The following is a 26,464-nucleotide window of genomic DNA, read 5'->3' on the forward strand; positions in this document are numbered from 1 at the left end:
GCTGCCCGCACTGAAAAATAAAAAACCGCCGAAAGGCGGTTTTTTATTGGCAGGATAGATCACACCTTTTCGAAATCCGCCAGCACCATATGCAACAGCGGATAGGGTTTGCCCTGGCCATCCAGTGGCGAGCGCCCCGTCACGGCGAACCCCATGCGCTGGTAGAAGCCAAGCGCCTGCACATTCTGCTCGTTGACGTCCACCCTGGTTGCCCCTTGGCGGCTGATGGCATGGGCCACCAGCAGGCGTCCGATGCCACGGCCTCTTGCCTCGGGTGCGAGAAACAGCATCTCGATATTGCCATCGTGCACGCCGCAAAAACCGGTGATACCTGTGTCGTCCCTGGCACAGACCAGATCGACGGCCGCGAAATAGTGCTCCAGGATCAGCGGCTTGAGGACATCTATCTCCGCCTCTGGCAGAAAGTGGTGAGTGGCGCGTACCGAGGCTTCCCAGAGGCTGATCAGGGTCGGGTGATCCCGCGTCTTTGCTTGTTCAATCTTCATGACATGACTCTTGTTGTGTGGCGTGAACAGCCTTACCGGAGAGGCTCGGCTGTGCCTTTGGCATCCACTTGTTTGATGACGAATCCCTTCTCGATGCCGGCCTTGAAACCCAGCTTTTCATACAGGCGGTGGGCCGACTCACGTCCCTCCCCTGACAGCAGCATCACCTTGTAGCAATCCTGTTGCCAGGCGATGGCCAGCGCCTGTTCGAGCACTTGCTGGCTCAGCCCCTGGCGCCGAAACCGGGCCGCCGTGATCACGTGCTCTATGATGCCAAACGGCCTGCCACCGTTGGTGAGGGTGGGGATCACCCCCAACTGGCAGGTGGCGGCAAGCTGACCCTCCACCTCGGCGACGATAAGCCGCACATGGGATTGAGCCAGCAAGGCGGCAAGGGCCGCCTCGGCTTCAACCAGCTGCGGATCATGGGGCCTCAGCTCCCGATAAAGGGTCAGCAAACCCGCTACGTCTTGTTCATTGCACGTTCTGATCACCACCATGGGGATCCTCCTGATCTTGTTCCCGGCGCAGCGTCACCCCGGACCCTAAGCGGGCCTTGGTGCAAACATGATGATGGCCATGCCGAGCAGCGCCACCAGCGAACCCACCAGATCCCACAGCGTAGGTCTGATACCGTCCACCAGCCAGAGCCAGAGGATGGCGACAAAGATATAGACGCCACCATAGGCGGCATAGACACGGCCGGCAGCGGTCGGATGCAGTGAAAGCAGCCAGGCAAACAGCACCAGACTCAAACCCGCTGGCAGCAGCAACCAGACACTTCGGCCCTGTGTCAGCCAGAGATAGGGCAGATAACAGCCGACGATTTCGGCCACCGCCGTGATCAGAAACAGCCCGATCGTTTTGAGTTCTACCATGATGTGTCTCTATCGCCCTTGCTAAACAGGCTGAATGTTAAAATAAATCATCAGGTTATGTAAGCACAGCGAAAAAAGACGGGATGGAATGGCAAGAAGGCGAGCCTTCCCCCGCGAGCACGGGGGAAGGTGGTGGTATTAGCGGGTTTTGACCGCTTGCAGCAGGGCTGACACATCCGGCCCGAACTGACGGGTGCGAATGGCCTCGCGGATATCACTTTCGCTATAACGGCTGGCCGGATAGACCAGCACACAGGACGTATCGCCGGGCTTGAGGAAGTGGGTCTCGCCAAAGGGGGTATAACGGGTGGCGCCTATGCTGATGAGCGCATGGGACGGGTAGCCAGCCTGGGCCAGCAGCCCCTGAATATGCTCTGCCGGGCCCTCATCCTGCTGATGGTTGAACTTGTCGATGGCCCAGTCCAGCAGCTGTTGATGAAAATAGCTGTAATCAACGGCGGCGCTGTCTACCCCGTAAACGTGGAGCTCGCCATTGCGCTCCAGATAGCAGGCGATGCGATAGTCATCAAGCTCGCAACCCGCGGTAAAACCACTGAGTGGCAGCAGATTGGCTGCCAGCCCCTTGCTCTCTTCCCCCCAGTTTTTCTTCTCGCTGATCTTCTTGGCATTGGGACGACGAATGGAGCAGTCGTTATAGGCCCCAAAGGCGCGAGGATGGATGGCCACCACCTGGGTACCTGCGTACTCCAGCTCGCACCAGAGCGCGACTTCCGGTTCGATCTGCACCTTCTCGTCACCACTGACCGCCGCCTCTGGCAGCAAGATGGCCTTCTCGCTCAGGGGGAAGACGCCGAGCTGACCCGGGTGACCCGGCACATAGAAGGGAAACAGCGCCTTGGGCGCTGTGGTATCACGCACCACCACAGCCACGAAATCCGAGGCTTCTCCAGCTTGCTCCAGGTGGCCGGCAAAGTTGCCCGCCACCCCGAGTCCGATAAATTTGCTCTCTGCTGTCACTTGCATCTGATCACCTGCATCTTGCCAAAGCGGGGGTAGCTGGCCTATCAAGCGGAAGCAGCTACCGCGAAAGTGGCAAGGATTAAACCACAGGGGCCTGTTCCCGCCCAGTCCGGGCGCCCCATCCTGTGCGCCAGCGCGAACTTTTTGGCGCCCATTGGTGACTCTCTAACCAGGGACTCACCACCTGTTAACACCCGTTTTTCATTCCCTCTCTTGCTGACAGAGTGGCGGCCAGCCAGATCACTGACAAAGGCAATACGCCGATCAGCCACGCCTGCAGAAAAGCGCTCTACTGGAAAATCACAAAGCGCAAACGAACCCGACGGGAAACAGAGCGTTTCCATCTCCAGCAAGGCTGACCCCTTGGGCCACCCCCTCAACTTTGGTAGGCTGCCACCCAGCAAACGCCAGCAGCTTACAAGGACAGCCTCAATGTCACAGGATCATTTTCAGGGCCGCTATGAAGTCGAATTCAAATATCGACTGGATGACAGACCCGCCTTCATCTCCACGCTCAAGACGCTGGATCCGGAAGTCATGCTGGAAAACAATCTGGAACAGGACAGCTACTTCGACACACCGGAACCTACCCTGGCCACAGAGGGCAAGAGCCTGGTGATCCGTACCATGCAGCCTTCCGGCATAAAGCTCTGGATCGTCAAGGGGCCCGAGCGGGATCGCTGCGAGGCGGTCAATATCACGGACGCCGACAAGGCTGCGAGCATGCTGCAGACCCTGGGTTATCAGCAGGTGCTGGCCATCAGCAAGCGGCGCAGCATCTACTTTGTTGGCCCCTTCCACGTCACGCTGGATCACTTGGACGGGCTCGGCGACTTTGCCGAGCTGGCCATCATGACCGATGACGAAGATCGGTTGGAGGAATATAGAGCCGAGTTGGAGCATCTGGCGATAAAGCTGGGCTTGAAGCAGCGAGAATATCGATCCTATAAGGAGTTATGTGAGCTTAATCAATAAGTTATATTTTTAACTTTGGTATAAAAATCACGCTTTATCTAAACATCAAAAAACAACTGATTAAACAAAGGAATGTATTTTGAAACCCTATCTCGGTGCCCTTTTTTCCTTGCTTGCTGTCGGCTGCAGCTCGACCTATCAACAAGCCGATGTACAAACGATGACCAATAAACTCGATGCCAGTCAGGGGGTACTCATTTCGCAACCCCAAGATGGGTCATATGAAACTACGCAGTATCAGAATTCGGGGCAAATGACGGCCCTGGCAATCTATGCGGCATTTTCCAAGAAGGCTCACAGAGTCGAGATCACGACCAGTTGTCATGGAGATCCTTGCCTGACCAACATTGAGCCGACTCAGTTCAGATATTATGTGAAACCCGTCATTCTACATTGGGAGGAACGGGCAACAGAATGGTCTGGAAAACCGGATGTAATTGAAATTCAGGTAGTTATCTACGATACCTTGAGCAAAAAGAGCATAGCCAACAGCTCATTTAAGGGAAAAAGCAAATGGGCTACATTTGGTGGTGATCATCCACAAGATCTGCTGCCGGAACCGACTGAAAAATACGTGAATACTCTCTACTGACCATTTGAACCACCGGGACACAATCATGATCGACAAACTCGCCTGGCTGACCTTCAAGGATCAGCAACTGCTCTGCGCCCGTTCCCACGGCAAGGCCATCTACTACATTCCCGGCGGCAAACGCGAGGCGGGAGAGAGCGATGAAGCGGCGCTGATGCGAGAAATCGAGGAGGAGCTGAGCGTGCCCCTGCAAGCCGACACCTTGCGCCTTGCCTGCGAATTCAGCGCCCAGGCCGATGGCAAGCCTGAAGGCGTGCAGGTCCGATTGCGCTGTTACACCGGCGAGGCCAGCGGTACACCTGTTGCCTCGGCCGAGATCGCCGAACTGCGCTGGCTCGATAGCCGCCACCTCGAACAGATCTCCCCCGTTTCCCGCCTGCTGTTCGCCTGGCTGGCAGAGCAAAACCTTATTCGCTAAGACGTGCGGCTGATGAACCTGTTGTGGGGCTGATGGACAAGCGTGATCCTGCGCACTCTGCAGAGGCGACCGACTTGAAATCGGCATCAGAAAAGGCGAGTCTAACCAGTCATGCTGATGACACTGGATTGTATCTGTGCATTCAGCCGCAGCGGGCAAGACCCGCTGTCGCGACCACGTTTGACAAGGAATCTCGATGGACATAGTTGAGGTTGATACCACCCTGGGCATCAAGCCTGCGCTCATCACCCTGCTGCAAGACAGCGTGGTCAATGGCGCCTCGGTGGGATTTTTGCCGCCACTGACAGAAGATCAGGGACTGGGATACTGGCAAGGGATCGAGACTGAGCTGGCAGCAGGCAGGCGTCGGCTTTGGGTTGCCTTCGAGCAGCACCACCTGGTCGGGGCCCTGCAACTGGCGCTTTGCACCAAGGCAAATGGCCGCCACCGGGCCGAGGTAGAAAAACTGATGGTGCACAGCCACGCCCGTGGCAAGGGCGTCGGCCGCGCCCTGATGGCCGCCATGGAGCAAGGCGCCCGGGATAAGGGACGCACCCTGCTGGTGCTTGATACCCGGGTCGGCGACGTGGCATCCAGCCTCTATCGCCAGCTCGGTTATCAGGAAGTTGGCCAGATCCCGGACTTTGCCCGCAATGCCGACGGTACCCTGGCCGCCACCCTCTTCTTCTACAAGCAGCTCTGATGAATGCCCTCCGGGAAAGCAAGGCGCCCACTCTTTCCCCGGAGGGCGCATTGTGCTGCGGCGTGGCGCGCTTGTTCAAGCAGGGCACGCCCCTTTGCAAAAACAATCAAAAGCGCCAGCTGATTAATTTTGACAAGGAGCCTGCGCCATTACCCCTTCACCTGATGGCGAGCTAGGCGTATGGTGTGGCAGGAAGACCCGTTTGCATACCTAACGGGTGTCACTCACTGCCTTGAGGAATCCTGCATGCCTATTCTGCCTCGTACCGTCACCTCCCCCAAAAAGTTCATCATAGGTCACGACCTTCTGCCTCAACTCCATGATCATGTGAAAGATTTTGGCGACAACGCCCTGCTCGTCAGCGATGAGTTCATCCTGGAGCGGGTGCGCGAAGAGGCGCTGGCCGGTCTGCTGCAAGCAGGCTTGAAAGGACGGGTCGAGAAGTTCAACTACGAATGCACCGATATCGAGATCCGTCGCCTCTGCGATCTCGCCGAACAGCAGGGCGCCAACGTGATCGTCGGTATCGGCGGCGGCAAGACCCTGGATGTGGCCAAGGCGGTTGCCTTCTACCTGCGCCGTCCCGTTGTGCTGTTCCCCACCATTGCCTCCACCGATGCGCCCTGTACCGCGCTGGCGGTGATTTACAATCAGGCGGGCGAGTTCGAGCGCTACCTGTTCCTCCCCCAGAACCCGGACGTGGTGATCGCCGATACCGCCATCATAGCGGCGGCTCCTGCCCGCTTCTTCGCCGCTGGCGTGGGGGATGCCCTGGCCACCTATTTCGAGGCCCGCGCCTGCTATCGAGCCGATGGCATCAACCTGGTGGGCAAGCGCCCCTCCCGTACCGGACTTGGCCTGGCAAAACTCTGCTATGAGCTGCTGGGGGAAAACATAGAAATGGCGATGGATGCCATTCACCATCATGTCACCACACCGGCGCTCGAGCAGATCATTGAAGCCACCATCTACCTGAGCGGCGTCGGCGCCGAGGCAGGTGGTCTGGCGGCAGCCCATGCAGTCAACAACGGCATGTCGGTGGTACCTGACTTGCACCGGGCACAGCACGGGGAGAAGGTGGTATTCGGTCTGCTGACCCAGCTGGTGCTGGAGCGCTCGCCCCAGACCGAGGTCGATGAGGTGATGCGCATCATCCAGGTTGCCGGTCTGCCCATGACCTTGCAGGAGATGGGGCTGACCCGTTTCATCGAGAGCGAGTGGCGCAAGGTGGCAGCGCTTGCCTGCGATCCCCTCGACACCATGGTCAATATGCCGATGGCCGTGAGCGAGCAGGATGTTTACAACGCCATGATAGCGGCCAACGCCATGGCCGAGCGCTATCGGGCCCGTTATCCGCGGGATTGATCCGGGATAAAACTCCTTGATGATCGACAACGAACAAGGCCAGCCTGACGGCTGGCCTTGTTCGTTGTGGCCTGAACTGCTGAAATGGCGCTTCCCCCGTCAAGACAAGGAGTCATCATGATATTGGAAGTCGCCCATCTGCAGATTATCCCGGGTCAGGCCGCCGCCTTCGAACAGGCTTTTGGGCAAGCCCAGACCATCATCAGTGCCATGCCAGGGTACGCCGGGCACCAGTTGCAGCGCTCGCTGACCGATCCTCACCGTTATCTGTTGCTGGTCAGCTGGCAGCGGCTCGAAGATCACACCCAGGGCTTTCGCGGCTCCGCTCAGTACCAGCAATGGAAAGCACTGCTGCACCACTTCTACGACCCCTTCCCCACAGTGGAACACTATCAGGCAGTGGAACACTGTCAGACAGTCGCGCTGGGAGTGAACACGGCAGCCCTGCCTACCGTGTGATCATGGGCTCGCAAACCGGGATGATCAGGCCAACCGCTCGGCGCGCACCTTGATCACTGGCTCGGCAAACGCATCCTGAGCTGAAATCAGTTGCAGTTCGTAAGCCTCTGCCTGCCAGGTGTGCAGCATCACTGTGTCCACCGCCGCATTGGTTCGCTCAAAGGCAGTCACGGCATCGTAGCCGGTCTGCAGATTGGCCAGCATCAGAGCACTGATAAGATCCCCTACCCCCACAGGTTGGCGGGCAAACGCGTAGAGCGGACGGGCGATCAGATAGTCGCCCTCGGGGGTGGCCAGCAGCATCTCGAAACGACCCGACTCCTGTGCGGCACGCCCCAGATGCTTGACCAGTACCATCTTGACCCCCTTGGCCAGCAGCTGATGGGCAGCCACCCGGGTCTGGGCCAGATCCGCCAGGTGGGTGTCACACAGTGTCTCCAGCTCCAGCAAGTTGGGAGCCATGATGTCGGCCACCGGCAACGCCTGCTCGGTGAGAAAACGGGTGACACCGGGGGCGACTATGCACCCCTTCTCCGGATGCCCCATGACGGGATCGCAGAAATAGATCGCATTGGGATTGGCGGCCTTGACCGCGGCCACCACCGCCAGGATCTCGTCCCCCTGCTCGGCCGAGCCGAGATAACCGCTCAACACGGCGTCACACTGGCCCAGCACCTCGATATCACTCAACCCCTTTACCAGGGCGCTGATGTGACCGGCAGGCATCGCCATCCCCTGCCAGCCCGCCGCGTACTGGGTGTGGTTGGAGAATTGCACCGTGTTGACGGGCCACACCTCCATGCCGAGACGGCGCATGGGAAACACGGCGGCGCTGTTACCGGCACAGCCAAACACCACGTGGGACTGGATAGAGAGAATGCGTTTCATCGACATCACCGCAGAGAAGATCAGGGAAAGGCGCAATATATCGGATGAGGAGATTGCACTTCTACTTTTGTGCGGCACAAACCGCTATTTAGCCCCGAAAATCACCATCAAACGATGAATTTGTCATCACAATCCCACCCCATGCCCTGTTAGTGCCATTTTTGCCCTGCCAGACCAGGGGCGGTTCCCTCTGGCTTGACCGAGTTTCACAGGGTGATCCCATGATTTTGTTTGATGGCATATGAGAGCAATAAGTCAGCATCGGATCTGGTTGCGTGATGGCACTGAGGAAAGCAAAGAAAAACCCGGGTGCCCTGTATAACACCCTGCAGAAAAGAAGCAGAACAAGGCCGAGAGGTCAGTATCCGGCCCTGCTTTCAAGGGCGCGCGAAGTGATAGACCCAGCCTTCATCCAGTACCATGTCGGCGGGCGCTTGTATCAGGGGTGGCAGCAGATACACAGTCCCCTTGGCGGCGTATTGCAGCGCCATCAGGGCGCAGATGGCAGCGTCATAGCGATCCGTGCCCGTCGCCAATTCTGCAGGCAGATGGGGTTGCAGCTCGGCCCTGACCGCGGATGCCTTGCCACCCACTTTGGCCAAAGCGGGATAGACCTCCAGCACGGCGCGATCGGCCTGAGACTGCAGCTTGGGTACGAGTTGCAGATCCCCCAGCCGGGGCAGCATGGAGAGCGCCAGCGTGGCGTTGTTGCCGAGCCGGTCGAAGGTCGCGGAGAGGGGCTTCTTGCCATATTGCCGGTGCAGCCAGCGCTCGCAATCGCGATAGGCATAAGGGTTGTCAATTTCGCGCTGGGGCACAGCGCACTCGGTCGCCCTCCCCGCCAGCAGATCGCCCAGGGCACGTGGAAAGGCGAGCGGCGCATCGATACCCAGTGCCAGCTGCGGGCAAGCCAGCACCTGCATCAGATTCATCTCATCTTGCAGCGCCGGGCGCAGCAGGGCATCCAGATCCGGCGCCACCCGCGAGCTCAACCGGAACAGGGGCGACACCCCAAACCAGTGCAGGCACTGCTCGCGCGCCTGCCAGCCCACCACGGCCACCGCCTGGGCATTGCCCTGCCAGCCTCTCACATCCCAGCCGATGCCGATGGCGTCCATGTGTTCCATTGTCATGCCCGTGTCACCTCTGCGCGCTATCAATGGAGCACAGGGTAATGGCTGCGGCCCCTAAAGCAAGGCCGGGAGCCGGCCTTAGAAAGATTTCTTGAAATTGATCAGCGGCAGTATGGGGAAAATACCGTTCTCGGCGTAGTTGGCCAGACCGATCTGCAGCCCGTCCAGATGCTTGGTGGCATTGATGAAACCCAACTGGAAGGTGGTGCGTTCGGCATAGTTGACGAAGCCCACGTTGGCCAGAGCATTGCCCTTGGCGATGTTGACGGCGCCCCAGTTCAGGCCCTGCACATTGTTGGTCAGATTGACGAAGCCAAGGTTTACCCCCTTGTCCTGTCCCTCGTGCCAGTTGACGGCATTGATGGCCACACCGTTGAACTGATGGCGCACCCGTCCGGCGCCGAGGAAGACGCCAAGCTGCAGACCGCTGAACTGATCCACATCGGAGAGGGCCAAGATGGGCAGATCTATCCCTTTCACCTGACCGGTGTGGCCATAGAGAAAGGAGGCTCTGGCGCCTTCAACCTGATGAGAGGCAGGCAGATTGACACCGGGCAGCGAGACCTGAATCGGGGTGCTGGCATGGGAGACACCGCTCAGGGCTAAAGAACCACAGGCAAGCAAGAGGTGGGCAGGTTTCATCGGGGCTTTCCTTGACGGTCAGAGAGTGGCGCCAGCCTATCAGTACTGGCAGGAAGGAACGAGACCGGGCAGGCGTGGCTGCGTCATTCCCCGTCTGAATTCACTCGGTCACCTGGCCAGACCAGAATCAAAATTTAAGCAAAAATTAACATTTATATTATTTACATCAAGCCTCATTTGGTAACACAATGCTCAAACGTGCGTTTGAACAGAGCAAACGACACGCAACGACTTCAGGATGTAGTCGAACGGATGTAACCAAAGAATGGGCCTGTCGGCCTTTTGCAATACCCTGCTGTCAACCACGGAGACGCGCGATGAATATGGACGTAATCAAGACCTTTACCGAGCAGATGCAAGGCTTTGCTGCCCCCCTCACCCGTTACAACCAGCTGCTGGCCAGCAATATTGAACAACTGACCCGGTTGCAGCTGGCTTCCGCCAATGCCTATGCCGAACTGGGATTGAGCCAGTTGCAGGCGGTTGGCAAGGTGCAGGATGCCCAGAGCTTGGCGGCCCTCGGCACTGTGCAGCTGGAAACCGCCAGCCAGCTATCCCGCCAGATGCTGGATGACATCCAGAAGCTCAATGCGCTGGGTCTGCAGTTCAAGGAAGAGCTGGATACCCTGGCGGCCGACGGCATCAAAAAGAGCACGGGCAAGGCCTGATATCCCCCTGGCTGCCCGATGCGGGCAGCCACATCTCCCCATGACCCGACACGACAGGCTCGCCCTGTCACGGGTGTGGGTGAAGGAGAGAACATGAGCCAATCATCTTACGGCCCGCTGTTCGAGGCCCTGGCCCACTATAACGACAAGTTGCTGGACATGGCCAAGGCACAGACGGAGCGCACGGCGCAGGCGCTGTTGCAGACCAATCTGGACGATCTGGGCCAGGTACTGGAACAGGGCACTCAGCAACCCTGGCAACTGATCAATGCCCAGATGAACTGGTGGCAGGATCAGCTCAAGCTGATGCAGCACACCCTGCTCAAAAGCGCAGGCCAGGAGAGCGAGCCGGTGATCACACCCGAGCGCAGCGATCGCCGCTTCAAGGACGACGCTTGGCGTGACCAGCCCCTTTATGACTACCTCAAGCAATCCTATCTGCTGACCGCCAGGCACCTGCTGGCCTCGGTAGATGCGCTGGAAGGGGTGCCCCAGAAGAGCCGGGAACGACTGCGCTTTTTTACCCGCCAATACCTCAATGCCATGGCGCCCAGCAACTTTCTGGCCACCAACCCCGAGCTGCTCAGGCTCACCCTGGAATCCGACGGCCAGAATCTGGTGCGCGGACTGGCCCTGCTGGCCGAGGATCTGGAGCGCAGCGCCGATCAGCTCAACATCCGCCTGACCGACGAGTCCGCCTTCGAACTGGGGCGGGATCTGGCCTTGACGCCGGGCCGAGTGGTGCAACGCACCGAGCTCTACGAGCTTATCCAGTACAGCCCGACCACGGAAACCGTGGCCAGGACACCGGTGCTGATAGTGCCGCCCTTCATCAACAAGTACTACATCATGGACATGCGGCCCCAGAACTCTCTGGTCGCCTGGCTGGTCGCCCAGGGCCAGACGGTATTCATGATCTCCTGGCGCAACCCGGGGGTGGAGCAGGCCAATATCGATCTCGACGACTACGTGGTCGATGGGGTGATCGCCGCGCTGGACGGCGTGGAAGCAGCCACCGGCGAGCGTGAGGTGCACGGCATCGGTTACTGCATCGGCGGTACCGCCCTGTCGCTCGCCATGGGCTGGCTGGCGGCGCGGCGCCAGAAACAGCGGGTGCGCTCCGCCACCCTGTTCACCACACTGCTCGATTTCTCCCAGCCGGGGGAGCTTGGCATCTTCATCCACGAGCCCATCATAGCGGCGCTGGAGGCCCAGAATGAGGCCAAGGGCATCATGGATGGACGCCAGCTGGCGGTCTCCTTCAGCCTGCTGCGGGAAAACAGCCTCTACTGGAATTACTACATCGACAGCTACCTCAAGGGCCAGAGCCCGGTGGCGTTCGATCTCCTTCACTGGAACAGCGATAGCACCAACGTGGCGGGCAAGACCCACAACAGTCTGCTGCGCCGTCTCTATCTGGAGAACCAGCTGGTGAAGGGGGAACTCAAGATCCGCCACACCCGCATCGACCTGGCCAAGGTGAAGACCCCTGTGCTGCTGGTCTCGGCCATGGACGATCACATCGCCCTCTGGCAGGGCACCTGGCAGGGCATGAAGCTGTTTGGCGGCGAGCAGCGCTTCATCCTGGCCGAATCGGGCCACATTGCCGGCATCATCAACCCGCCTGCGGCCAACAAGTACGGCTTCTGGCACAGCGATGCGAGCAGTGACACCCCGGACGCCTGGCTTGAGCAGGCAACCCATCAAAGCGGCTCCTGGTGGCCCGAGATGGCAGCCTTCATCAAGGGGCGTGAAGAGGAGGCCACGTCCGTACCCGCCCGCATCCCGAGCGAGGGACTGGAGGCGGCCCCCGGCGGTTATGTCAAGGTGCGGCTCAACCCTGTCTTTGCCAACACCCCGGAGGAGGAGCCCGCATGAACACACTCCCCCTTGAAATCGGGCAAAAAGCCAGCCTGACCAAACGGTTCGGCGCGGCCGAAGTCGCGGCCTTCGCCGGCTTGTCGGAGGATTTCAATCCCTTGCACCTGGACTCGGCTTTTGCCGCTACCACGCCATTCGAGCGTCCCATAGTGCACGGCATGCTGCTGGCCAGCCTCTTCTCCGGGCTGCTGGGCCAGCAGTTGCCAGGCAAGGGCGCCGTCTATCTGGGGCAGAGCCTCTCCTTCAAGCAGCCGGTGTTTGTGGGAGATGAGGTGACGGCCGAGGTGGAGATCATCGCCATGCGCAGTGACAAGCCCATCATCACCCTGGCCACCCGCATCCTTGCCGCTGGCGGCGCCCTCGCCGTGACCGGAGAAGCCGTGGTGAAGGTGGGCTGACATCAATACTTGCACTCCCTGAGTCAGCCCGGCACCCGCTGGGCTGACGCTTGTCGTTCACATTGTCACGCTGCTTTTATGATGCCTTCTCTACCCCGCCCTTTCATTGCTGGCCTGAACTGCCTAAAATACTCGCCCTGCTGTTTCAGCCATTCATCCATCTAGAGGATTTCCCATGGAGACGTTTCTGCTCGAAGGCCACCCCTTCGTTGCCTTGTGTGACCTTATCAAGCATCAGGGTTGGGCCGATTGTGGCGGCGCGGCCAAGGCGCTCGTCGCCGACGGTCTGGTGGAAGTGGACGGTCAGGTCGAGACCCGCAAACGCTGCAAGATAGTGGCCGAGCAAGTGGTCAACTTCAACGGCATGAAAGTCGTGGTAAAAGAGGGCGTGAGCCCTGAGATCCTCTGATCCCCGCAAGCACTACCAGAAGATCAGAAAAGTGACCTAGTCAGTGGCTGGCATCCGCGACATGACAGTCGTGATGCAAGCGGAACCGAGCCAGAATACCGGCCGCTTCCCTCCTGCCAGGAGGTGCAAGTGAGCCGGTTGCTGACTAGCTGGCCTTGATCGACAAGGTCAGCACAAAGCGCGCCATCGCCTCATCCCCATTCAGTGACGGGCAAGTCGCCACCACCTGGATGGGACGATTGACTCTCTGCCCCGTCGCCAATGATTCGTCGATCATGGCATCTATCTCTTCCCCGGCGGCGCAATCAAACTGCACATCCGCCTCGGGCCGCTTCAGAAACTCCCCCTGTACATCTTTAAAAGCAAAATGTACCTTCTTGCCTCTCGTCCGTCCCTTCTCCATTACCAGCAATCCCCCCACCAGATCGGCACCGGTCGCCAGGGCGCCGAAATACATGCTGCCCAGATGGTTGCGAGTACGCCAGCCAAGGGGAATGCGAATGCGCAGTGCCTTGGCATCCATTTGTTCGATCACGGGGGCACAAAAGCCGATAACGGGAATGTAGCGCCAGGCAAACAGCCGGAGCGCCAGATTGGCTTTGAAACGTTGCAGGTCCATATGCAAACTGATCCGATGAGTTAATGTAAACAGCATGTTGCCACGCAACCACCCTGCTCTACAAGGTTGCCGATCACGCTTCTGCTGCTTGTCGGTGAACACAAAAAAAGAGGGAACCCTCGGGCTCCCTCTCTTTTTTACAACGGGCCTTGCGATCAGGCCCGTTTCTCTTCCAGCCAGGCCCCCTGACTCTGCATCTCGAACAGCTGGGCGTAGTGTCCTCCCTGCGTCATCAGCTCACCGTGGGTGCCCCGCTCATTTACCTGACCGCGGGAAAGCAGCAGGATCTCGTCGGCATCGACTATGGTCGAGAGCCGGTGAGCGATGGCGATGGTGGTGCGGCCACGGCGGGCTGCTGCCAGCGCCGTGGAGAGCGCCAGCTCGGTCTGGGAATCCACGCTGGCGGTGGCTTCATCCAGGATGAGGATGCGCGGATCCCCCACCAGGGCGCGGGCGAAGGAGAGCAACTGCCGCTGACCGGCGGAGAGGTTCTTGCCCCCCTCCTCCATCAGGGTACCCAGCCCATCCGGCAGACTCAGCACGAAGTCTGCCAGTTGTACCTCGGTCAATGCCTGCCAGAGCCGTGCCTCATCGATGCCGTCACGGCCGAGCCGCAGGTTTTCCGCCAAAGTTCCAACGAAGATAAAGGGATCCTGCTGCACCAGACCTATGCTGCGGCGCACCGCCGCCAGCGACAGTTCAGCCATGGGATGATCATCGAAGCGGATGGTGCCCTGATCCACCGGATAAAACCCCATCAACAGGCTGATAATGGTGGACTTGCCACTGCCGGTGTGACCCACCAGCGCCAGCATCTGGCCAGGGCGAGCGGCAAAGCTCACCTCCCGCAACACCTGCTGCTGGCCATCGTAGGAGAAGCTCACCTTGTCGAAGCTGACCCGCCCCTGCAACGCAGGACTCTCGCCTTGCGTGCTCTCACAGGACTCGTCGAGCAGAGCAAATACCCGCTCCCCGGCTACCATGGCCTGCTGCAGCTGGTTGAGCTGGTTGGTCATCTCGATGAGCGGCTCTATCATCCGCCCCAGATAGCTGATGAAGGCGTAGAGCACCCCCACCTGGATGGCGCCACCCGCACTCAAGCCCTCGCGGGCAAACAGAGCCAGCAGGCCTATCAGCACCATCATGTAGAACAAATCAATGAGGGGGCGCAGCAGAATGCCGTTGATCTTGAGGCTCTTGAGGCGCGCCGACCAGTGCTGCTGGTTCACCTCGGCAAAGGCGTTGGCGAAGTGGCGCTCCTGTACCATGGCCTGAATGACCGGCATTCCCTGCAGCGACTCATTGAGGCGGCTGTTGATATCGGACAGCAGGCTGCGGGTCGCCCGTACCACGGGCACGCTCAATTTCTGGTACAGCCACATCACAGCCGCCACTGCCGGCAGCAAGCAGGCGCACACCAGCATCAACCGCACATCCAGCAGGGCCATGGAGATAAGGATGCCGCACAGCAGCACCACTTTTTGTACCAGCAGACCGATCACCTGCACATAGAGGTTCATGATCGCCTCTGTGTCGTTGGTGATGCGGGAAATAAGCGAGCCGGAGCGATGTTGGTCAAAGTAGCGGGCCGGCAGCCGGATGGCGGTGGCAAACACTTGCTCGCGCAAGGTCTGCACCACAGCCTGGGCGATGCGGTTGAAACGCAGGGATTGCAGATAGAAACCCGCCGCCGAGAGCACTTGCAAGCCAAGATACCCAGCCGCGATGGCAGCAATGGGAGGCCACACCAGCTGGCGTGGCGCCAGATAGTCATCGATAAAGAGCTTGATGAGCAGAGGGCCGGCCACTTCGGCGCCGGTGGCCAGCAGCAGGCAGATCCCCGCCTGAATCAGCCAGCGAGGATAACGGGCGCAATAAGCGAGCAGGCGTTTGATCGTTGGATTCACAGCGTCTCCCCACATCTTGTTTCAGACGCGAGTAACGGGCGCAACCAGGCAGTCAGTCGCCATTCAATGATCGGGTTCACAAACTCTCCTCTACATCTTGTTCCAGTCGCTGGTAACGAACCATGTCTGCATACCAGCCGTTGTGGGCCATCAGGGTGCCATGGCGGCCCCGCTCGCTGATGTGGCCCTGCTCCAGCACCAGGATCTCGTCGGCCTGCTCCACTGCAGTCATGCGATGACTGACCAGGATCAGCGTGCGTCTATGGGCCTTGAGCGCTTGCAGTATCTGCTGCTCGGTATGGGCATCCACCGCCGACAAGGCATCATCCAGCACCAGGATTGGCGCCGCCAACAGCAGGGCGCGGGCAATAGAAAGTCGCTGTTTCTGACCACCAGAGAGGGTCACTCCCTTCTCCCCCACGTCGGTCTCATAGCCCTTGGGGAAGCGGCAGATGTCATCGTGCACACAGGCGATGCGCGCCACCCGCTCTATCTCCTCCTGGCTGGCATCGGGCCGGCCAAGGGCGATGTTGGCCGCTATGGTGGTGGAGAACAAAAACGGCTCCTGGGGCACATAGGCAAACTGGCCGCGCAGATCGCCAAGGGCCAGCTGCGCTATGGGCACTGCGCCCATGGTGAGCTCACCAGACGTGGGATTGGCAAGGCGCATCAACAGCTTGAGCAGCGAGCTCTTGCCAGCCCCGGTGCGCCCGACGATCCCCAGCATGCCGCCTCTGTGGAGGGTGAAGTCGATATTGCGCAGCAAGGTGCGCTGCTCCAGCTGATAGCTCACCCCCTTGGCCTGGAGCGGGAAGGGAGAGACAAACATCGCCTGCTCCGTCGGCTCTTCGATGTCGCTGCGCTCGGCCAGCATGCTCTCGATGCGTGAATAGGCGGCGCTGCCCCGCTCTATGATGTTGAACAGCCAGGCGATGGCAAACATGGGCCAGATGAGCTGACCCAGATACATGGTGAAACTGGTGAGCTCCCCCAGCGTCAGCTCGTCACGCACCACCAGCACGCTGCCACCGGCAACGGCGAGAAAGTAGGAACAACCGATACAGAGGTAAATGACAGGATCGAACTTGGCATCGATGCGGGCCACCGCCATGTTGCACGCCCCCGCCTGTCGGGTCAGTTCGGCAAAGCCCTTGTCTTCCAGGGATTCAACCGCATAAGACTTGAGCACCCGCACGCCAGAGAGCGCCTCCTGGGTCTTGTTGTTGAGACGGGAGAAGGCTCCCTGCGCCGCCTTGAACTCCTTGTAGATCTGGGTACCGAAGCGGTTCATGAAGAATGCCATCACAGGCAGGGGCAGCAGGGAGAGCAGGGTCAGCTGCCAGGAGTACTGGCTGCACATGATGGAGAGCACCAGCACCCCGACTATGATGGAGTCCACCAGGGTCAATACCCCTTCCCCGGCTGTCATCTCCACCGCCTGGATATCGTTGGTGGCGTGAGCCATCAGATCGCCGGTGCGGTGGCGCCGGTAAAAATCGGGGCTCATGCGGGTGAAGTGGCTGAACAGTCGGTTACGCAGCACATAGGCAAGCCGGTAGGAGGCACCAAACAACATGACCCGCCATACGTAGCGCAGCAGATAAATGAGCAGACCGAGCACAAACAGCCCCGCCAGATAGCCCATCAGGGTGTCGTTGTCGAGAGAACCTTTGGCGATGCCATCCACCACCCAACCCACCACTTTGGGCGGGATCACGGTCAACAGTGCCACCATCATCAGCAAAGAGATGGCGATCAGATAACGCCGCCACTGCTCCTTGAAGAACCAGCCCAGCCTTGAGAATACACTCACGTAGATGTCCTTTGTCGCGGCCAGCCCAAGGCTGCCGCCCGTCACGGGGAAACGTAATGCAATCGCCCCCAGAAGGGGGCGATACGAGAGGGTCATGATAGCCTGAAGTGGCTGGCTTGAGAATTATTGCTATTTGTCTCCCTACAATAAGCGATCATCTCGCTGCCCCACGAGGCTGTATGGTGATTCATGCTGCTCTCCGGTCAGCAGAAAGTGAGACACCTCCTCCCGGGTCTGGCTGAATACCTGCTGCAACTGCTCCAGGTCCGGCTCGGTCAACTCCTCTTGCTGGCGCAGTCGCCACTCCAAATCACCGGCCATGATCTGCAGGCGAGCAGCGGATATATTGGCCGACACCCCCTTCAGGGTATGCAACAGACGACAGGCCACTTCGGGTTGCTGGCGACGCAGGGCGGAGCGGATCTCCCACAGATCATCCTTGTGCTCGGACATAAACAGCTTGAACAGGATCTGCAGCGCCTCCTTGTCTTGCTCCAGCCGTTTGAGGGCATCTTCCAGATCCAGTACTCCCATCAGATCAGGGGGTTTCACCTCCAACGGGATCCGGCGCTCGCCGCTGGCGCTCTTCACCCACTGCAACAGGTTGTTGTAGAGATCCAGCTTGCTGACCGGCTTGGTGACATACCCGTTCATACCGACACCGAGGCAACGCTCCCTGTCACCGGGCATGGCGCTGGCCGTCAGCGCTATGATGGGCACGTCATGCTTGTCGACCATTTTGCGGATCTGGCGAGTCGCATCCAACCCATCGAGTACCGGCATCTGTAAATCCATCAGGATGACGTCAAAAGGCTGCTCGGCTACCCGTTCGACCGCCTCGCGCCCGTTACCTACCACGGTCACCACGGCATCGATCCGGCGCAGATACTCGATGATGAGTTGCTGGTTGACTCTATTGTCCTCCGCCAGCAAGACCCGGACACCTTGCAGCAGCTCACGAAAGTGCTGCTGATCTCCCTGGGCTTCTGCCTGGCGGACTTGATGATCATGGGAGCTGCCATTGAGCAACTCATCCACCTTGGCCAGCAGGGAATTCTCGGTCATGGGCTTGGGCAGAAAGTGGGTCAGGCCCATGCTCTCCATCCGCCCGTGCAGCCCCTCCTTGGCCCAGGCACTGGTCATCAGGATTGGCAGTCGCCGCCACTGGCTGTGCTGGTACATTTCGAGGGCCAGATCCAGGCCATCCTCCTGTCCCATGCGCCAGTCCAGAATGGCCAGCCGGATATTCTGCCCCTCTTCCCGCAGCACCTGACGCGCCCGGGAGAGGCTGTTGACGGCCACGACCCGGACACCGGCACGGCCGAGAATATCCTTGGCCAGGTCCAGCACCAGTTCATTGTCATCCATCACCAGAATGAGCGGCTGATGCTCGAAAAAGACCCGGCGGCCCGATACCCCGTACACCGCCTTGGTCATGGGGATCTCGAACTGGAACACAGAGCCGGACCCCGGCTTGCTCTGCACAGTGATCTGCCCGCCCATCAGTTCGACCAGACGCTGGGAGATATTGAGGCCAAGACCTGATCCACCATATTTGCGGGTGTTACCCGCCTCCAGCTGGGTGAAAGGCTGGAACAGCTGGTCCTGCTTATCCTCGGCGATGCCAATCCCGGTATCCCGCACGCTGAAACGCACCCGCATGGGATGCTGGTTGACCAAGGTGATGACCACTTCCACCTCGCCCCGCTCGGTAAACTTGATGGCGTTGTTGACCAGATTGACCAATACCTGGCCCAGGCGCAGCGGATCGCCGCGCAGGAAATCGGGCACAGCCGGGGACTTGTTGATGATAACCTCGACCTGCTTGCGCTCGGCCAGATCGGCAAACATGCCGGCGAGCGAATCTATCTGCTCGCTCAAGTCAAAATCGATCTCTTCCAGGGTCAGCTTGCCGGACTCCACCTTGGTCAAGTCCAGAATGTCGTTGATAAGCAGCAGCAAGGTATCTGACGAAGACTTGATCTTGCTGAGGTAATCCCGCTGCTGCTGATCCAGTTCGGTTTGCAGCGCCAGGGAACTGAAACCTATGATGGCATTCATGGGGGTGCGGATCTCGTGGCTCATGTTGGCCAGAAAATCGCTTTTTGCCTGCGCCAGCAAGCCGGTCTGGCGTGACAACTCGCTCAACTTCTGGTTGCGACGCCACAGGGTCACCGCCACCAGCACGAAGCAGACCATGGCGCCAGCGAGCACCATCAGGTAGAAGCGGCTCTTGAGGGAGGAGGCTTGCACCATTTTGCTTTGTTTCCAGACCGACAAGCCATCCAGCTCATGCATGTCGATGACCTGGTTGCGCAATATATGGTAATCCACCACCTGACGGCTGACGTCCTCGCTCAACTGGGCAAGCCCGGCCACCTGGGGATACTCGGGATAGGCGGTCTTGAGTCGTTGCTGCAGCGCTTGCAGTTGCCGTTGCTCACCTCTGTCCCAGCTGCGCTTGAGGTAGTGGCTGAGCTGCGCCAGTTCGACCAGATCAATGGCCAGCGCAGAGCTGGCAGGCAAGGTGGCCAGCAAGGCATTGAGCTGCTTTTGAAAAGGCTGCTCTATATACTGGATGGCCATCTCCATGGAGTAGAGCTTGGCCAGGTCCAGCAGGTAGCTGTCGATATCGTGCAGCAGGGATTGGGAGCTGGGACTATCGGCCGTATCCGGATCGTTGCGCACCTGGCGCACGAAGCTGTCCAGGTTGCTCGACAACTGGTTGAGGCGCTGCTGTACATTGCCATCATTGGCTTTTTCGCGCCCCAGCAGATAAATAGTGTCAGTATTGACCCGATTGAGGATCAATTCCGCTGCCACACTCAGCTCGGAGGCCTTGTGTTGCTGGCTGAGCAGTTGCCAGCAATAGCCGGCAAACGCCAGCAGCGCGACGATGATCAGGCTCAGGACAACACGATTGACCCGTGTCACATTATTCATCCCGTCTCGATTCTCATGTCATGACCGTGTATCCGCCAACGGACCACTGGCTGTGAAAGATAACTGACTGCTATGTTACCGTTACTCTGCCCTGTCAGTGCACTAAAGATGTTGCAGGGCTTATGCTTACAGGAATCAATTATGTCATTTATCACTACCTATTGTAGCCATTGCTTCACCAGAAACCGCCTGCCCGCCGAAAAAATGGATTCAAATGCGAAATGTGGCCGCTGCAAGTCCTCGCTGTTTGGCACCACCCCTGTCATCGGCCGTGAGGATCAATTCGATACTCTGATCCAATCCGACCTTCCTGTCGTGGTGGACTTCTGGGCCAGCTGGTGCGGACCATGCTTACAATTTTCACCAATTTTTCAGCAAGTTGCCAGCGAGCTTGAGCCCAACTTCCGTTTTGTCAAAGTCGACACGGAACAACAAGCTGCCATCGCAGCCCGTTACGCCATCCGCAGCATTCCCACCCTGATGATATTCAAGCAAGGCAAGATGGTGGCACAACGCAGCGGCTCTCTGCCCAAGAGCCTGTTCAAGGAGTGGGTGACCTCCGTCATTCAGCCTTGAATGATAAATAATTGTTTAATTTTTGTTTTTTAAGTGTTTCTTGCCAATTTGACTCTGTGAGTCCCGGCATGGTTTGACGACTTTCCCCTGTTTCAAACAGGGGAATAATTGTAATCTCGGCAACACAACAACAACCATAAATTAACCGAGAGAACAATATGCACACATCGGCTGTACCCTCGACTACTCCATCTCGCTGGCTGGACATCAAATCCGGGATTGTCATCCTGGATGTGCTGTTGCTCTGTGCCATGCTGGCTTGGCTGCCGTTTGACCCCATGGTCAACAAGGGGCTGGGGATCCTGGTCTTCATCGCCATTCTCTGGCTGACCGAAGCCCTGCACGTCACCATCACAGCGCTGCTGGTGCCCCTGCTGGCCACAGTGCTCGGGGTGTTTGACATGGGCAAATCCCTCACCGACTTTGCCAACCCCATCCTGTTCCTGTTTTTCGGTGGTTTCGCCCTCGCAGCCGCCCTCTCCAAGCAGGGGCTGGATACCCTGATGGCAGGCAAGGTAATGCACCTGGCCAATGGCCATCTGGGTTGGGGTGTCATACTGCTGTTTACCATCACGGCGGCCATGTCCATGTGGATCAGCAACACGGCAACCACCGCCATGATGCTGCCGCTGGCCATTGGCATGCTGGCGCGTCTCGACAGCCAGCAGGATCGTGCCACCTTCGTCTTCGTGCTGCTGGGTATCGCCTATAGCGCCAGCATAGGCGGCATCGGCACCCTGGTCGGCAGCCCACCCAATGCCATCGCCGCCGCCCAGATGGGAATTGGCTTTACCGACTGGATGAAGTTTGGTGTGCCTGTGGTGCTGATCCTGATGCCTTGCGGCATTGCCCTGCTCTATCTGGTGACGCGTCCGCAGCTCAACCACAGAGTGGAGATCCAGGATGTCACCATCAACTGGACCCGCGAGCGCAAGGTAACCCTGGCTATCTTCCTGACTACGGTCGTACTCTGGATCGGCTCTCAACCCATTGCCAAGGCACTGGGGGGCATCCCGCAATTTGACACCCTGATCGCCATGGGTGCCATCATTGCCATCGCCGTCAGCCGGGTCGCCAGCTGGGATGACATCAATCAGAACACTGACTGGGGCGTGCTGATGCTGTTCGGTGGTGGCCTGACCCTGAGTGCCATTCTCAAGGCAACCGGTACCAGTGCCTTCCTGGCCAGTCACCTGTCGGCCGTATTGGCCGATGCCAATATCTTCATCATTCTGCTGATGCTGGCGGCATTCGTGGTGTTCCTGACCGAACTAGTCTCCAACACCGCCACCGCCGCCCTGCTCATCCCGCTGTTTGCCGGTGTTGCCGAAGCGCTGGGGGTTTCTCCTGTCGTCATGGCCGTGTTGATCGCCATAGGTGCTTCCTGCGCTTTCATGCTGCCGGTTGCCACCCCACCCAACGCCATCGTCTTCGCCAGCGGTCATATCCGCCAGAAGGAGATGATGAAGGCCGGGATGGCCCTCAACATTGTCTTCGTCATTCTACTGGCGGTCCTGGCCTACTTTGTTGGCGACATTCTCTGATCCCCAAGTGGCCCTTGAAACAAAAAGCCCTCGCATTGCGAGGGCTTTTTCATATCAAGAAGTTATCAACCTTGTATGTTGCAGCTCTTCAGGTTCCAGATCCGATCCACGTAGTCCTGGATGGAACGGTCCGAGTTGAACTTGCCCATGGTAGCCGAATTGATGATGGCCTTCTTCGCCCACAGCGCCGGATCCCGGTACCAGGTATCGATGAGCTTGTGCGCATCGGAGTAGGAAGCAAAATCGGCCAGGGTCAGGTAGGGATCGCCCCCTTCCAGCAAGGAGCGCTTGATGGAGGAGAGCTCTCCCGGCTTGCCCGGCGTGAAATAGTCGGTGTCGAACCAATCCAGCACGGCCTTGAGCTCGGAGTTGGCATAGTAGAAGTCGTACGGGTTGTAGCCACGCGCCTTCAATGACTTCACCTCGTCCACGTTCAGGCCGAAGATGGCGCAGTTCTCGGCACCCGCTTCTTCCGCGATCTCGATGTTGGCCCCATCCAGCGTGCCTATGGTAATGGCGCCGTTCAGTGCCATCTTCATGTTGCCGGTACCGGAGGCTTCGTAACCGGCAGTGGAGATCTGCTCGGAGACATCGGCCGCCGGGATCAGCTTCTCGGCCAGACTCACGCGGTAGTTCGGCATGAACACCACTTTCAGCTTGCCCTGGATGCGAGCATCGTTGTTGACCCGCTCCGCCAGCTTGTTGATGGCGTAGATGATATCCTTGGCCAGCTTGTAACCGGGCGCCGCCTTGGAGCCGAAGATGAACACGCGCGGGTGCATGTCATAGTCAGGATTCGCCAGCAGACGACGGTAGAGCGCCATGATATGGATGAGGTTCAGCTGTTGGCGCTTGTACTCGTGCAGACGCTTGATCTGGACGTCGAAGATCGCCTCGGCACTCACATCGATGCCGGTTTCGGCCTTGATGACCTTGACCAGTTTCTCCTTGTTATGACGCTTGATGGTCATGAACTGCTGCTGGAATGCCTTGTCGTCGGCAAACTTGGTGACGGCGCGCAGCTTGTCGAGCTGCAGCGGCCACTCTTTGCCCACCACTTCGTTATAGAGCTCGGCCAGCTCTGGGTTGCAGGCCAGCAGCCAGCGACGGGGGGTCACGCCGTTGGTAACGTTGCACATCTTCTCTGGCCACAGCTCGGCGAACTCGGGGAAGAGATCCTCTTTCACCAGCTTGGAGTGGATCTCGGCCACACCGTTCACCTTGGACGAACCGATCACGCACAGGTTGCCCATGCGCACCTTGCGTACATCCCCTTCTTCGATGATGGAGAGCTTGGCCTTGATGGCATCGTTGCCTGGCCACTTGGGTTCGACCAGATCGCTCAGGAAGCGGGCATTGATCTCGTAAATGACTTCCAGGTGACGGGGCAGCACCTTCTCAAACAGGCTGACAGACCACTTCTCCAGCGCTTCCGGCAGCAGGGTATGGTTGGTGTAGGAGAAGACCCGATAGCAGATGGCCCAGGCGGCATCCCAGTTCAAGTCTTCCTCATCCACCAGCACCCGCATCAGCTCTGGGATAGCTACGGTCGGGTGGGTATCGTTGAGCTGAATGGCAATTTGCGCGGCAAAATTGCTGAAGTCACTGCCATGCACCCGCTTGTAGCGGCGCATGATGTCCTTGATGGAGCAGGCACAGAAGAAGTACTGCTGGATCAGGCGCAGCTCTTTGCCCGCATCGGTTTCATCATTCGGGTAGAGCACCTTGGAGATGGTTTCGGCCTGGGCTTTTTCAGCCTGGGAATCGATGTAACCACCGGCGTTGAACACGTCCCAGTCGAAAAACTCGGAGGCGCGGGATTCCCACAGACGCAGGATATTGACGGTGTGACCTCCAAAGCCCACCACAGGGATATCCCAAGGCACCCCTTTGATCTTGCGGCCTGCGTGCCATACCTTCTTCAGGCCACCCTTGTCGCCGAACACGGTTTCCACATAGCCGTAGAGCGGGATCTCCTGCACAGATTCCGGGCGGCAGATCTCCCAGGGATTGCCATATTCACGCCAGGAGTCCGGGCGTTCGATCTGGCGACCATCCTTAATCTCCTGACGGAACAGGCCGTGCTCGTAATGGATGCCATAACCGACAGCCGGGTAGTTCAGGGTGGCAAGGGAGTCGATAAAGCAGGCAGCCAGGCGGCCAAGGCCACCGTTGCCGAGCGCCATGTCCGGCTCTTGTTCACACAAATCGGTCAGTTCCAGACCGAGTTCACCCAGCGCCTCTTCACACACTTTGTACAGGGAGAGGTTGTGCAGGTTGTTTGAGGTCAAACGCCCCATCAGAAATTCAGCAGAGAGATAGTGAATCGCACGAGTATCTTTCTTGAAGTGAGTCTGCTGAGTACGGGTCAGGCGCTCGTACACCTGTTCGTTGACGGCGGCTGCGGTTGCTTTCCACCACGCTTCTGGCGAGGCTTTCTGTTCGCTTGTACCCAAGGTAGAACGCAGGTGACGCACGATACTCGCCTTGAGCTGATCTTTATCCAGTTGGAGATCCTGGTCTGTCTTCTTCTTGGTAGCCATAAACCATTTCCTTCGTTACAGAATAATAAAATTGTTATCCCATCAGGGACCGGTGCTGTTGTTATCTCAGAATATGTTCCGGCGTGGGCATACTAGCTAAAGCCGATGGTTTAAAAGTTAACGCAAGTCACACTTTAACGTATAAAAATGACAGTTCAAGCTTGAAAACCCTTTCCTGAAACTTATTAATCAGTGACACTCATTTCATTTAAAATCAGCAACTTAACAAATAAATGCAAATATAAATCCGTGAATAGGTTTTCAATCATTGCCAAGTACTGAAAATCCATGAAAATAGCTGAAAATTCAGCGCGCATTGAAAACGATTTCAATGTGCGCTGTTCATAAAGCAAGATTGGCCCCCCGATGACGACGATCGACTCCCCTTCAACCATGGGCCTTGAACTGATTGCTCATGGGGTCGTAGTGATAGCCTATCTGCATTAACCGGGTCGCCAGTTGATCCTCCGTCATGTCGTAATAAGCCAGTAGCTCCTCCAGGCCATCACACTCCAGTCGCAGCTTTTCATTGATGATCCCGAGCAGGATATTGGCATCCAGCCGTTGCAAGGTACTGACGTCCATCTTCATCTCTCCTCTTCATCCAGATACTGTATAACCATGGGCGCCACCTCCCTCTTTGTCCATAGCCGAAAAAACAAGCACCCTGGTAAAAATAAAATATCTCTTACAATCAACAATATGAGTTCAGCCCCTGCCAGCTTGATCACATTTTTGGCCATAAATGGCTTGTCACTGAACTGAGTTGCAACTACTGTATGCACATACAGCATGGTTATCCATACAGGACAAACATATGAGCCAGCCCATGAGTCACCTCCCTTTCGCCGCGTCTGTCAGCATGAGCAATCCCTGGCCAACCCGCAATCAAAGCAAGGTGGAAGAAGCGTGCCACACCGCGCCTGCCAACGATGAGCTGCCATTGCTCGACGAGCTGGTGAGGCTGAGCCATGGCGACACGGGCTGGATCCTGCTGATTGCCCCGCCAGGCCTGCCAGTGGCCAAACAGCTGCAGGCTCAGGGGATCAACCCCGCTCGGGTGCTGGTGGTTCACAGCCCCAAGATCAAGAACTGGCAGCTTATGCTGGAGCAGAGTCTGGGCAATGGTCACTGCGCAGCCGTCTTGACCTGGCTGCCTGCACAGGTTTCGCTGGATCGCGTCAAGCTGAGCAAACTGGGGCAACGCTTAGGGGTGCTGACCCGCTTTTTCGAGCCTGCAGGAACGCAACTGCCCGTGCACAGCGGCCCGCTGGCCTACGGCGGACAGGATGTCTACCTCAACCACTGATGGTCCAGAACAGCCTGGAGACTCGAGAGCGCCGTGAAGAAATGGACCAAGGGGAGAAGGGATCAGGCAAGAGCGCCAGAAAAGGGCAATAGAAGAGTGACCAAGCAGAAGTGACCCGTCTGGTCTGTGTACCTGAGCCAGTACCAACGCCAACCTGCGGGGCGATAGAAAAAGGCGACCCTGAGGTTAATGCCGATCAGTTAAGGATCCATTGACCGATCCTGCTGATGTGTAAAAATCCGAAACCTGTTGATTTGGTTTCGGATTTTTTATGCGTATCGAACAGGCCCTCGACTTCCTTCACGCCAGCAATG

General features: G+C 58.2%; 27 protein-coding genes. 13 read left to right on the forward strand and 14 right to left on the reverse strand.

Annotation, left to right across the window (positions count from 1 at the left end):
• Positions 1 to 59: 59 nt before the first annotated feature.
• The 5 genes from GWQ29_RS20865 to GWQ29_RS20885 form a co-directional block, all read right to left on the reverse strand.
• The gene (locus GWQ29_RS20865; protein WP_275920237.1) at positions 60 to 506 is read right to left on the reverse strand and encodes an acetyltransferase; all 447 of its coding nucleotides are present in this window, start codon (positions 504 to 506) and stop codon (positions 60 to 62) included.
• Between the two features lie 32 nt (positions 507 to 538).
• Positions 539 to 1,006, reverse strand: a complete 468-nt coding sequence (locus GWQ29_RS20870; protein WP_275920238.1) for a GNAT family N-acetyltransferase — start codon at positions 1,004 to 1,006, stop codon at positions 539 to 541.
• A 45-nt stretch (positions 1,007 to 1,051) separates the two neighbouring features.
• Positions 1,052 to 1,384, reverse strand: coding sequence for a YnfA family protein (locus GWQ29_RS20875; protein ID WP_059167499.1), 333 nt, complete (start codon positions 1,382 to 1,384; stop codon positions 1,052 to 1,054).
• Positions 1,385 to 1,522: 138 nt separating this feature from the next.
• A complete protein-coding gene (locus GWQ29_RS20880) occupies positions 1,523 to 2,368 on the reverse strand; it encodes a DUF5718 family protein (RefSeq protein ID WP_099993082.1) in 846 nt (281 codons plus the stop codon).
• A 41-nt stretch (positions 2,369 to 2,409) separates the two neighbouring features.
• The gene (locus GWQ29_RS20885) at positions 2,410 to 2,718 is read right to left on the reverse strand and encodes a hypothetical protein (protein ID WP_265422834.1); all 309 of its coding nucleotides are present in this window, start codon (positions 2,716 to 2,718) and stop codon (positions 2,410 to 2,412) included.
• 79 nt (positions 2,719 to 2,797) lie between these two features.
• On the opposite strand from GWQ29_RS20885, the gene cyaB reads away from it, so the two are divergent.
• The 6 genes from cyaB to GWQ29_RS20915 all read left to right on the forward strand — a co-directional run bounded on the left by cyaB (position 2,798) and on the right by GWQ29_RS20915 (position 6,877).
• Positions 2,798 to 3,340, forward strand: coding sequence for a class IV adenylate cyclase (gene cyaB / locus GWQ29_RS20890; RefSeq protein ID WP_058406976.1), 543 nt, complete (start codon positions 2,798 to 2,800; stop codon positions 3,338 to 3,340).
• A gap of 79 nt (positions 3,341 to 3,419) precedes the next feature.
• Positions 3,420 to 3,932 carry a DUF4823 domain-containing protein gene (locus GWQ29_RS20895; RefSeq protein ID WP_275920239.1) on the forward strand — a complete coding sequence of 171 codons (513 nt, stop codon included), beginning with the start codon at positions 3,420 to 3,422 and terminating at the stop codon, positions 3,930 to 3,932.
• A 25-nt stretch (positions 3,933 to 3,957) separates the two neighbouring features.
• Positions 3,958 to 4,350, forward strand: a complete 393-nt coding sequence (locus GWQ29_RS20900; protein ID WP_275920240.1) for an NUDIX domain-containing protein — start codon at positions 3,958 to 3,960, stop codon at positions 4,348 to 4,350.
• A 196-nt stretch (positions 4,351 to 4,546) separates the two neighbouring features.
• Positions 4,547 to 5,053 carry a GNAT family N-acetyltransferase gene (locus tag GWQ29_RS20905; protein WP_275920241.1) on the forward strand — a complete coding sequence of 169 codons (507 nt, stop codon included), beginning with the start codon at positions 4,547 to 4,549 and terminating at the stop codon, positions 5,051 to 5,053.
• Between the two features lie 246 nt (positions 5,054 to 5,299).
• Entirely contained in the window at positions 5,300 to 6,418 is a 1,119-nt protein-coding gene (locus GWQ29_RS20910) for a glycerol dehydrogenase (protein ID WP_275920242.1), read from the forward strand.
• Positions 6,419 to 6,535: 117 nt separating this feature from the next.
• Complete coding sequence (locus GWQ29_RS20915; RefSeq protein ID WP_275920243.1) at positions 6,536 to 6,877, forward strand: antibiotic biosynthesis monooxygenase; 342 nt, start codon at positions 6,536 to 6,538, stop codon at positions 6,875 to 6,877.
• A 24-nt stretch (positions 6,878 to 6,901) separates the two neighbouring features.
• On the opposite strand, the gene pdxY is transcribed toward GWQ29_RS20915, so the two are convergent.
• The 3 genes from pdxY to GWQ29_RS20930 form a co-directional block, all read right to left on the reverse strand.
• On the reverse strand, positions 6,902 to 7,765 hold the full coding sequence (pdxY, locus tag GWQ29_RS20920) for a pyridoxal kinase PdxY (protein ID WP_059111957.1): 864 nt from the start codon (positions 7,763 to 7,765) through the stop codon (positions 6,902 to 6,904).
• A 377-nt stretch (positions 7,766 to 8,142) separates the two neighbouring features.
• Positions 8,143 to 8,898, reverse strand: coding sequence for a DUF429 domain-containing protein (locus tag GWQ29_RS20925; protein ID WP_275908147.1), 756 nt, complete (start codon positions 8,896 to 8,898; stop codon positions 8,143 to 8,145).
• A gap of 78 nt (positions 8,899 to 8,976) precedes the next feature.
• Complete coding sequence (locus GWQ29_RS20930) at positions 8,977 to 9,540, reverse strand: phaC PHA synthase (RefSeq protein WP_275908148.1); 564 nt, start codon at positions 9,538 to 9,540, stop codon at positions 8,977 to 8,979.
• A 317-nt stretch (positions 9,541 to 9,857) separates the two neighbouring features.
• Between GWQ29_RS20930 and GWQ29_RS20935 the strand changes: the two genes are divergently transcribed.
• The 4 genes from GWQ29_RS20935 to ybcJ all read left to right on the forward strand — a co-directional run bounded on the left by GWQ29_RS20935 (position 9,858) and on the right by ybcJ (position 12,896).
• Complete coding sequence (locus GWQ29_RS20935; RefSeq protein WP_021138288.1) at positions 9,858 to 10,208, forward strand: phasin family protein; 351 nt, start codon at positions 9,858 to 9,860, stop codon at positions 10,206 to 10,208.
• A 93-nt stretch (positions 10,209 to 10,301) separates the two neighbouring features.
• Positions 10,302 to 12,086, forward strand: coding sequence for a class I poly(R)-hydroxyalkanoic acid synthase (locus GWQ29_RS20940; protein WP_265448364.1), 1,785 nt, complete (start codon positions 10,302 to 10,304; stop codon positions 12,084 to 12,086).
• Complete coding sequence (locus GWQ29_RS20945) at positions 12,083 to 12,487, forward strand: MaoC family dehydratase (RefSeq protein ID WP_265422841.1); 405 nt, start codon at positions 12,083 to 12,085, stop codon at positions 12,485 to 12,487. The genes GWQ29_RS20940 and GWQ29_RS20945 overlap by 4 nt, the downstream gene beginning before the upstream one ends.
• A 175-nt stretch (positions 12,488 to 12,662) precedes the next feature.
• Positions 12,663 to 12,896 (forward strand): ribosome-associated protein YbcJ, encoded by a 234-nt coding sequence (gene ybcJ / locus GWQ29_RS20950; RefSeq protein WP_005311045.1) that lies wholly within the window; start codon positions 12,663 to 12,665, stop codon positions 12,894 to 12,896.
• A gap of 145 nt (positions 12,897 to 13,041) precedes the next feature.
• Here the strand turns inward: ybcJ and GWQ29_RS20955 are convergent, their stop codons facing one another.
• The 4 genes from GWQ29_RS20955 to GWQ29_RS20970 form a co-directional block, all read right to left on the reverse strand.
• Positions 13,042 to 13,515, reverse strand: coding sequence for a DUF4442 domain-containing protein (locus GWQ29_RS20955; protein ID WP_265449101.1), 474 nt, complete (start codon positions 13,513 to 13,515; stop codon positions 13,042 to 13,044).
• Positions 13,516 to 13,670: 155 nt separating this feature from the next.
• Positions 13,671 to 15,422, reverse strand: a complete 1,752-nt coding sequence (locus GWQ29_RS20960; protein WP_275920244.1) for an ABC transporter transmembrane domain-containing protein — start codon at positions 15,420 to 15,422, stop codon at positions 13,671 to 13,673.
• 76 nt (positions 15,423 to 15,498) lie between these two features.
• The gene (locus GWQ29_RS20965) at positions 15,499 to 17,235 is read right to left on the reverse strand and encodes an ABC transporter transmembrane domain-containing protein (RefSeq protein WP_275920245.1); all 1,737 of its coding nucleotides are present in this window, start codon (positions 17,233 to 17,235) and stop codon (positions 15,499 to 15,501) included.
• Between the two features lie 141 nt (positions 17,236 to 17,376).
• Entirely contained in the window at positions 17,377 to 20,178 is a 2,802-nt protein-coding gene (locus tag GWQ29_RS20970; protein ID WP_275920246.1) for a response regulator, read from the reverse strand.
• A gap of 141 nt (positions 20,179 to 20,319) precedes the next feature.
• Here GWQ29_RS20970 and trxC point away from each other — a divergent pair, with 141 nt between their 5' ends.
• Together trxC and GWQ29_RS20980 are read left to right on the forward strand one after the other, a co-directional pair.
• Entirely contained in the window at positions 20,320 to 20,754 is a 435-nt protein-coding gene (gene trxC / locus GWQ29_RS20975; RefSeq protein ID WP_034523445.1) for a thioredoxin TrxC, read from the forward strand.
• Between the two features lie 158 nt (positions 20,755 to 20,912).
• The gene (locus GWQ29_RS20980) at positions 20,913 to 22,298 is read left to right on the forward strand and encodes a DASS family sodium-coupled anion symporter (RefSeq protein WP_021138281.1); all 1,386 of its coding nucleotides are present in this window, start codon (positions 20,913 to 20,915) and stop codon (positions 22,296 to 22,298) included.
• Positions 22,299 to 22,363: 65 nt separating this feature from the next.
• Here GWQ29_RS20980 and GWQ29_RS20985 read toward each other — a convergent pair whose 3' ends face one another.
• Together GWQ29_RS20985 and GWQ29_RS20990 are read right to left on the reverse strand one after the other, a co-directional pair.
• The gene (locus tag GWQ29_RS20985) at positions 22,364 to 24,841 is read right to left on the reverse strand and encodes a glycogen/starch/alpha-glucan phosphorylase (protein ID WP_159166300.1); all 2,478 of its coding nucleotides are present in this window, start codon (positions 24,839 to 24,841) and stop codon (positions 22,364 to 22,366) included.
• A gap of 387 nt (positions 24,842 to 25,228) precedes the next feature.
• Complete coding sequence (locus GWQ29_RS20990) at positions 25,229 to 25,426, reverse strand: DUF4250 domain-containing protein (RefSeq protein WP_005311031.1); 198 nt, start codon at positions 25,424 to 25,426, stop codon at positions 25,229 to 25,231.
• Positions 25,427 to 25,658: 232 nt separating this feature from the next.
• Between GWQ29_RS20990 and GWQ29_RS20995 the strand changes: the two genes are divergently transcribed.
• Positions 25,659 to 26,150, forward strand: a complete 492-nt coding sequence (locus GWQ29_RS20995; RefSeq protein ID WP_275920247.1) for a cell division inhibitor — start codon at positions 25,659 to 25,661, stop codon at positions 26,148 to 26,150.
• The last annotated feature ends 314 nt before the right edge of the window (positions 26,151 to 26,464 follow it).

The organism is Aeromonas sp. 2HA2 (assembly GCF_029237345.1).
Lineage (GTDB): Bacteria > Pseudomonadota > Gammaproteobacteria > Enterobacterales > Aeromonadaceae > Aeromonas > Aeromonas salmonicida.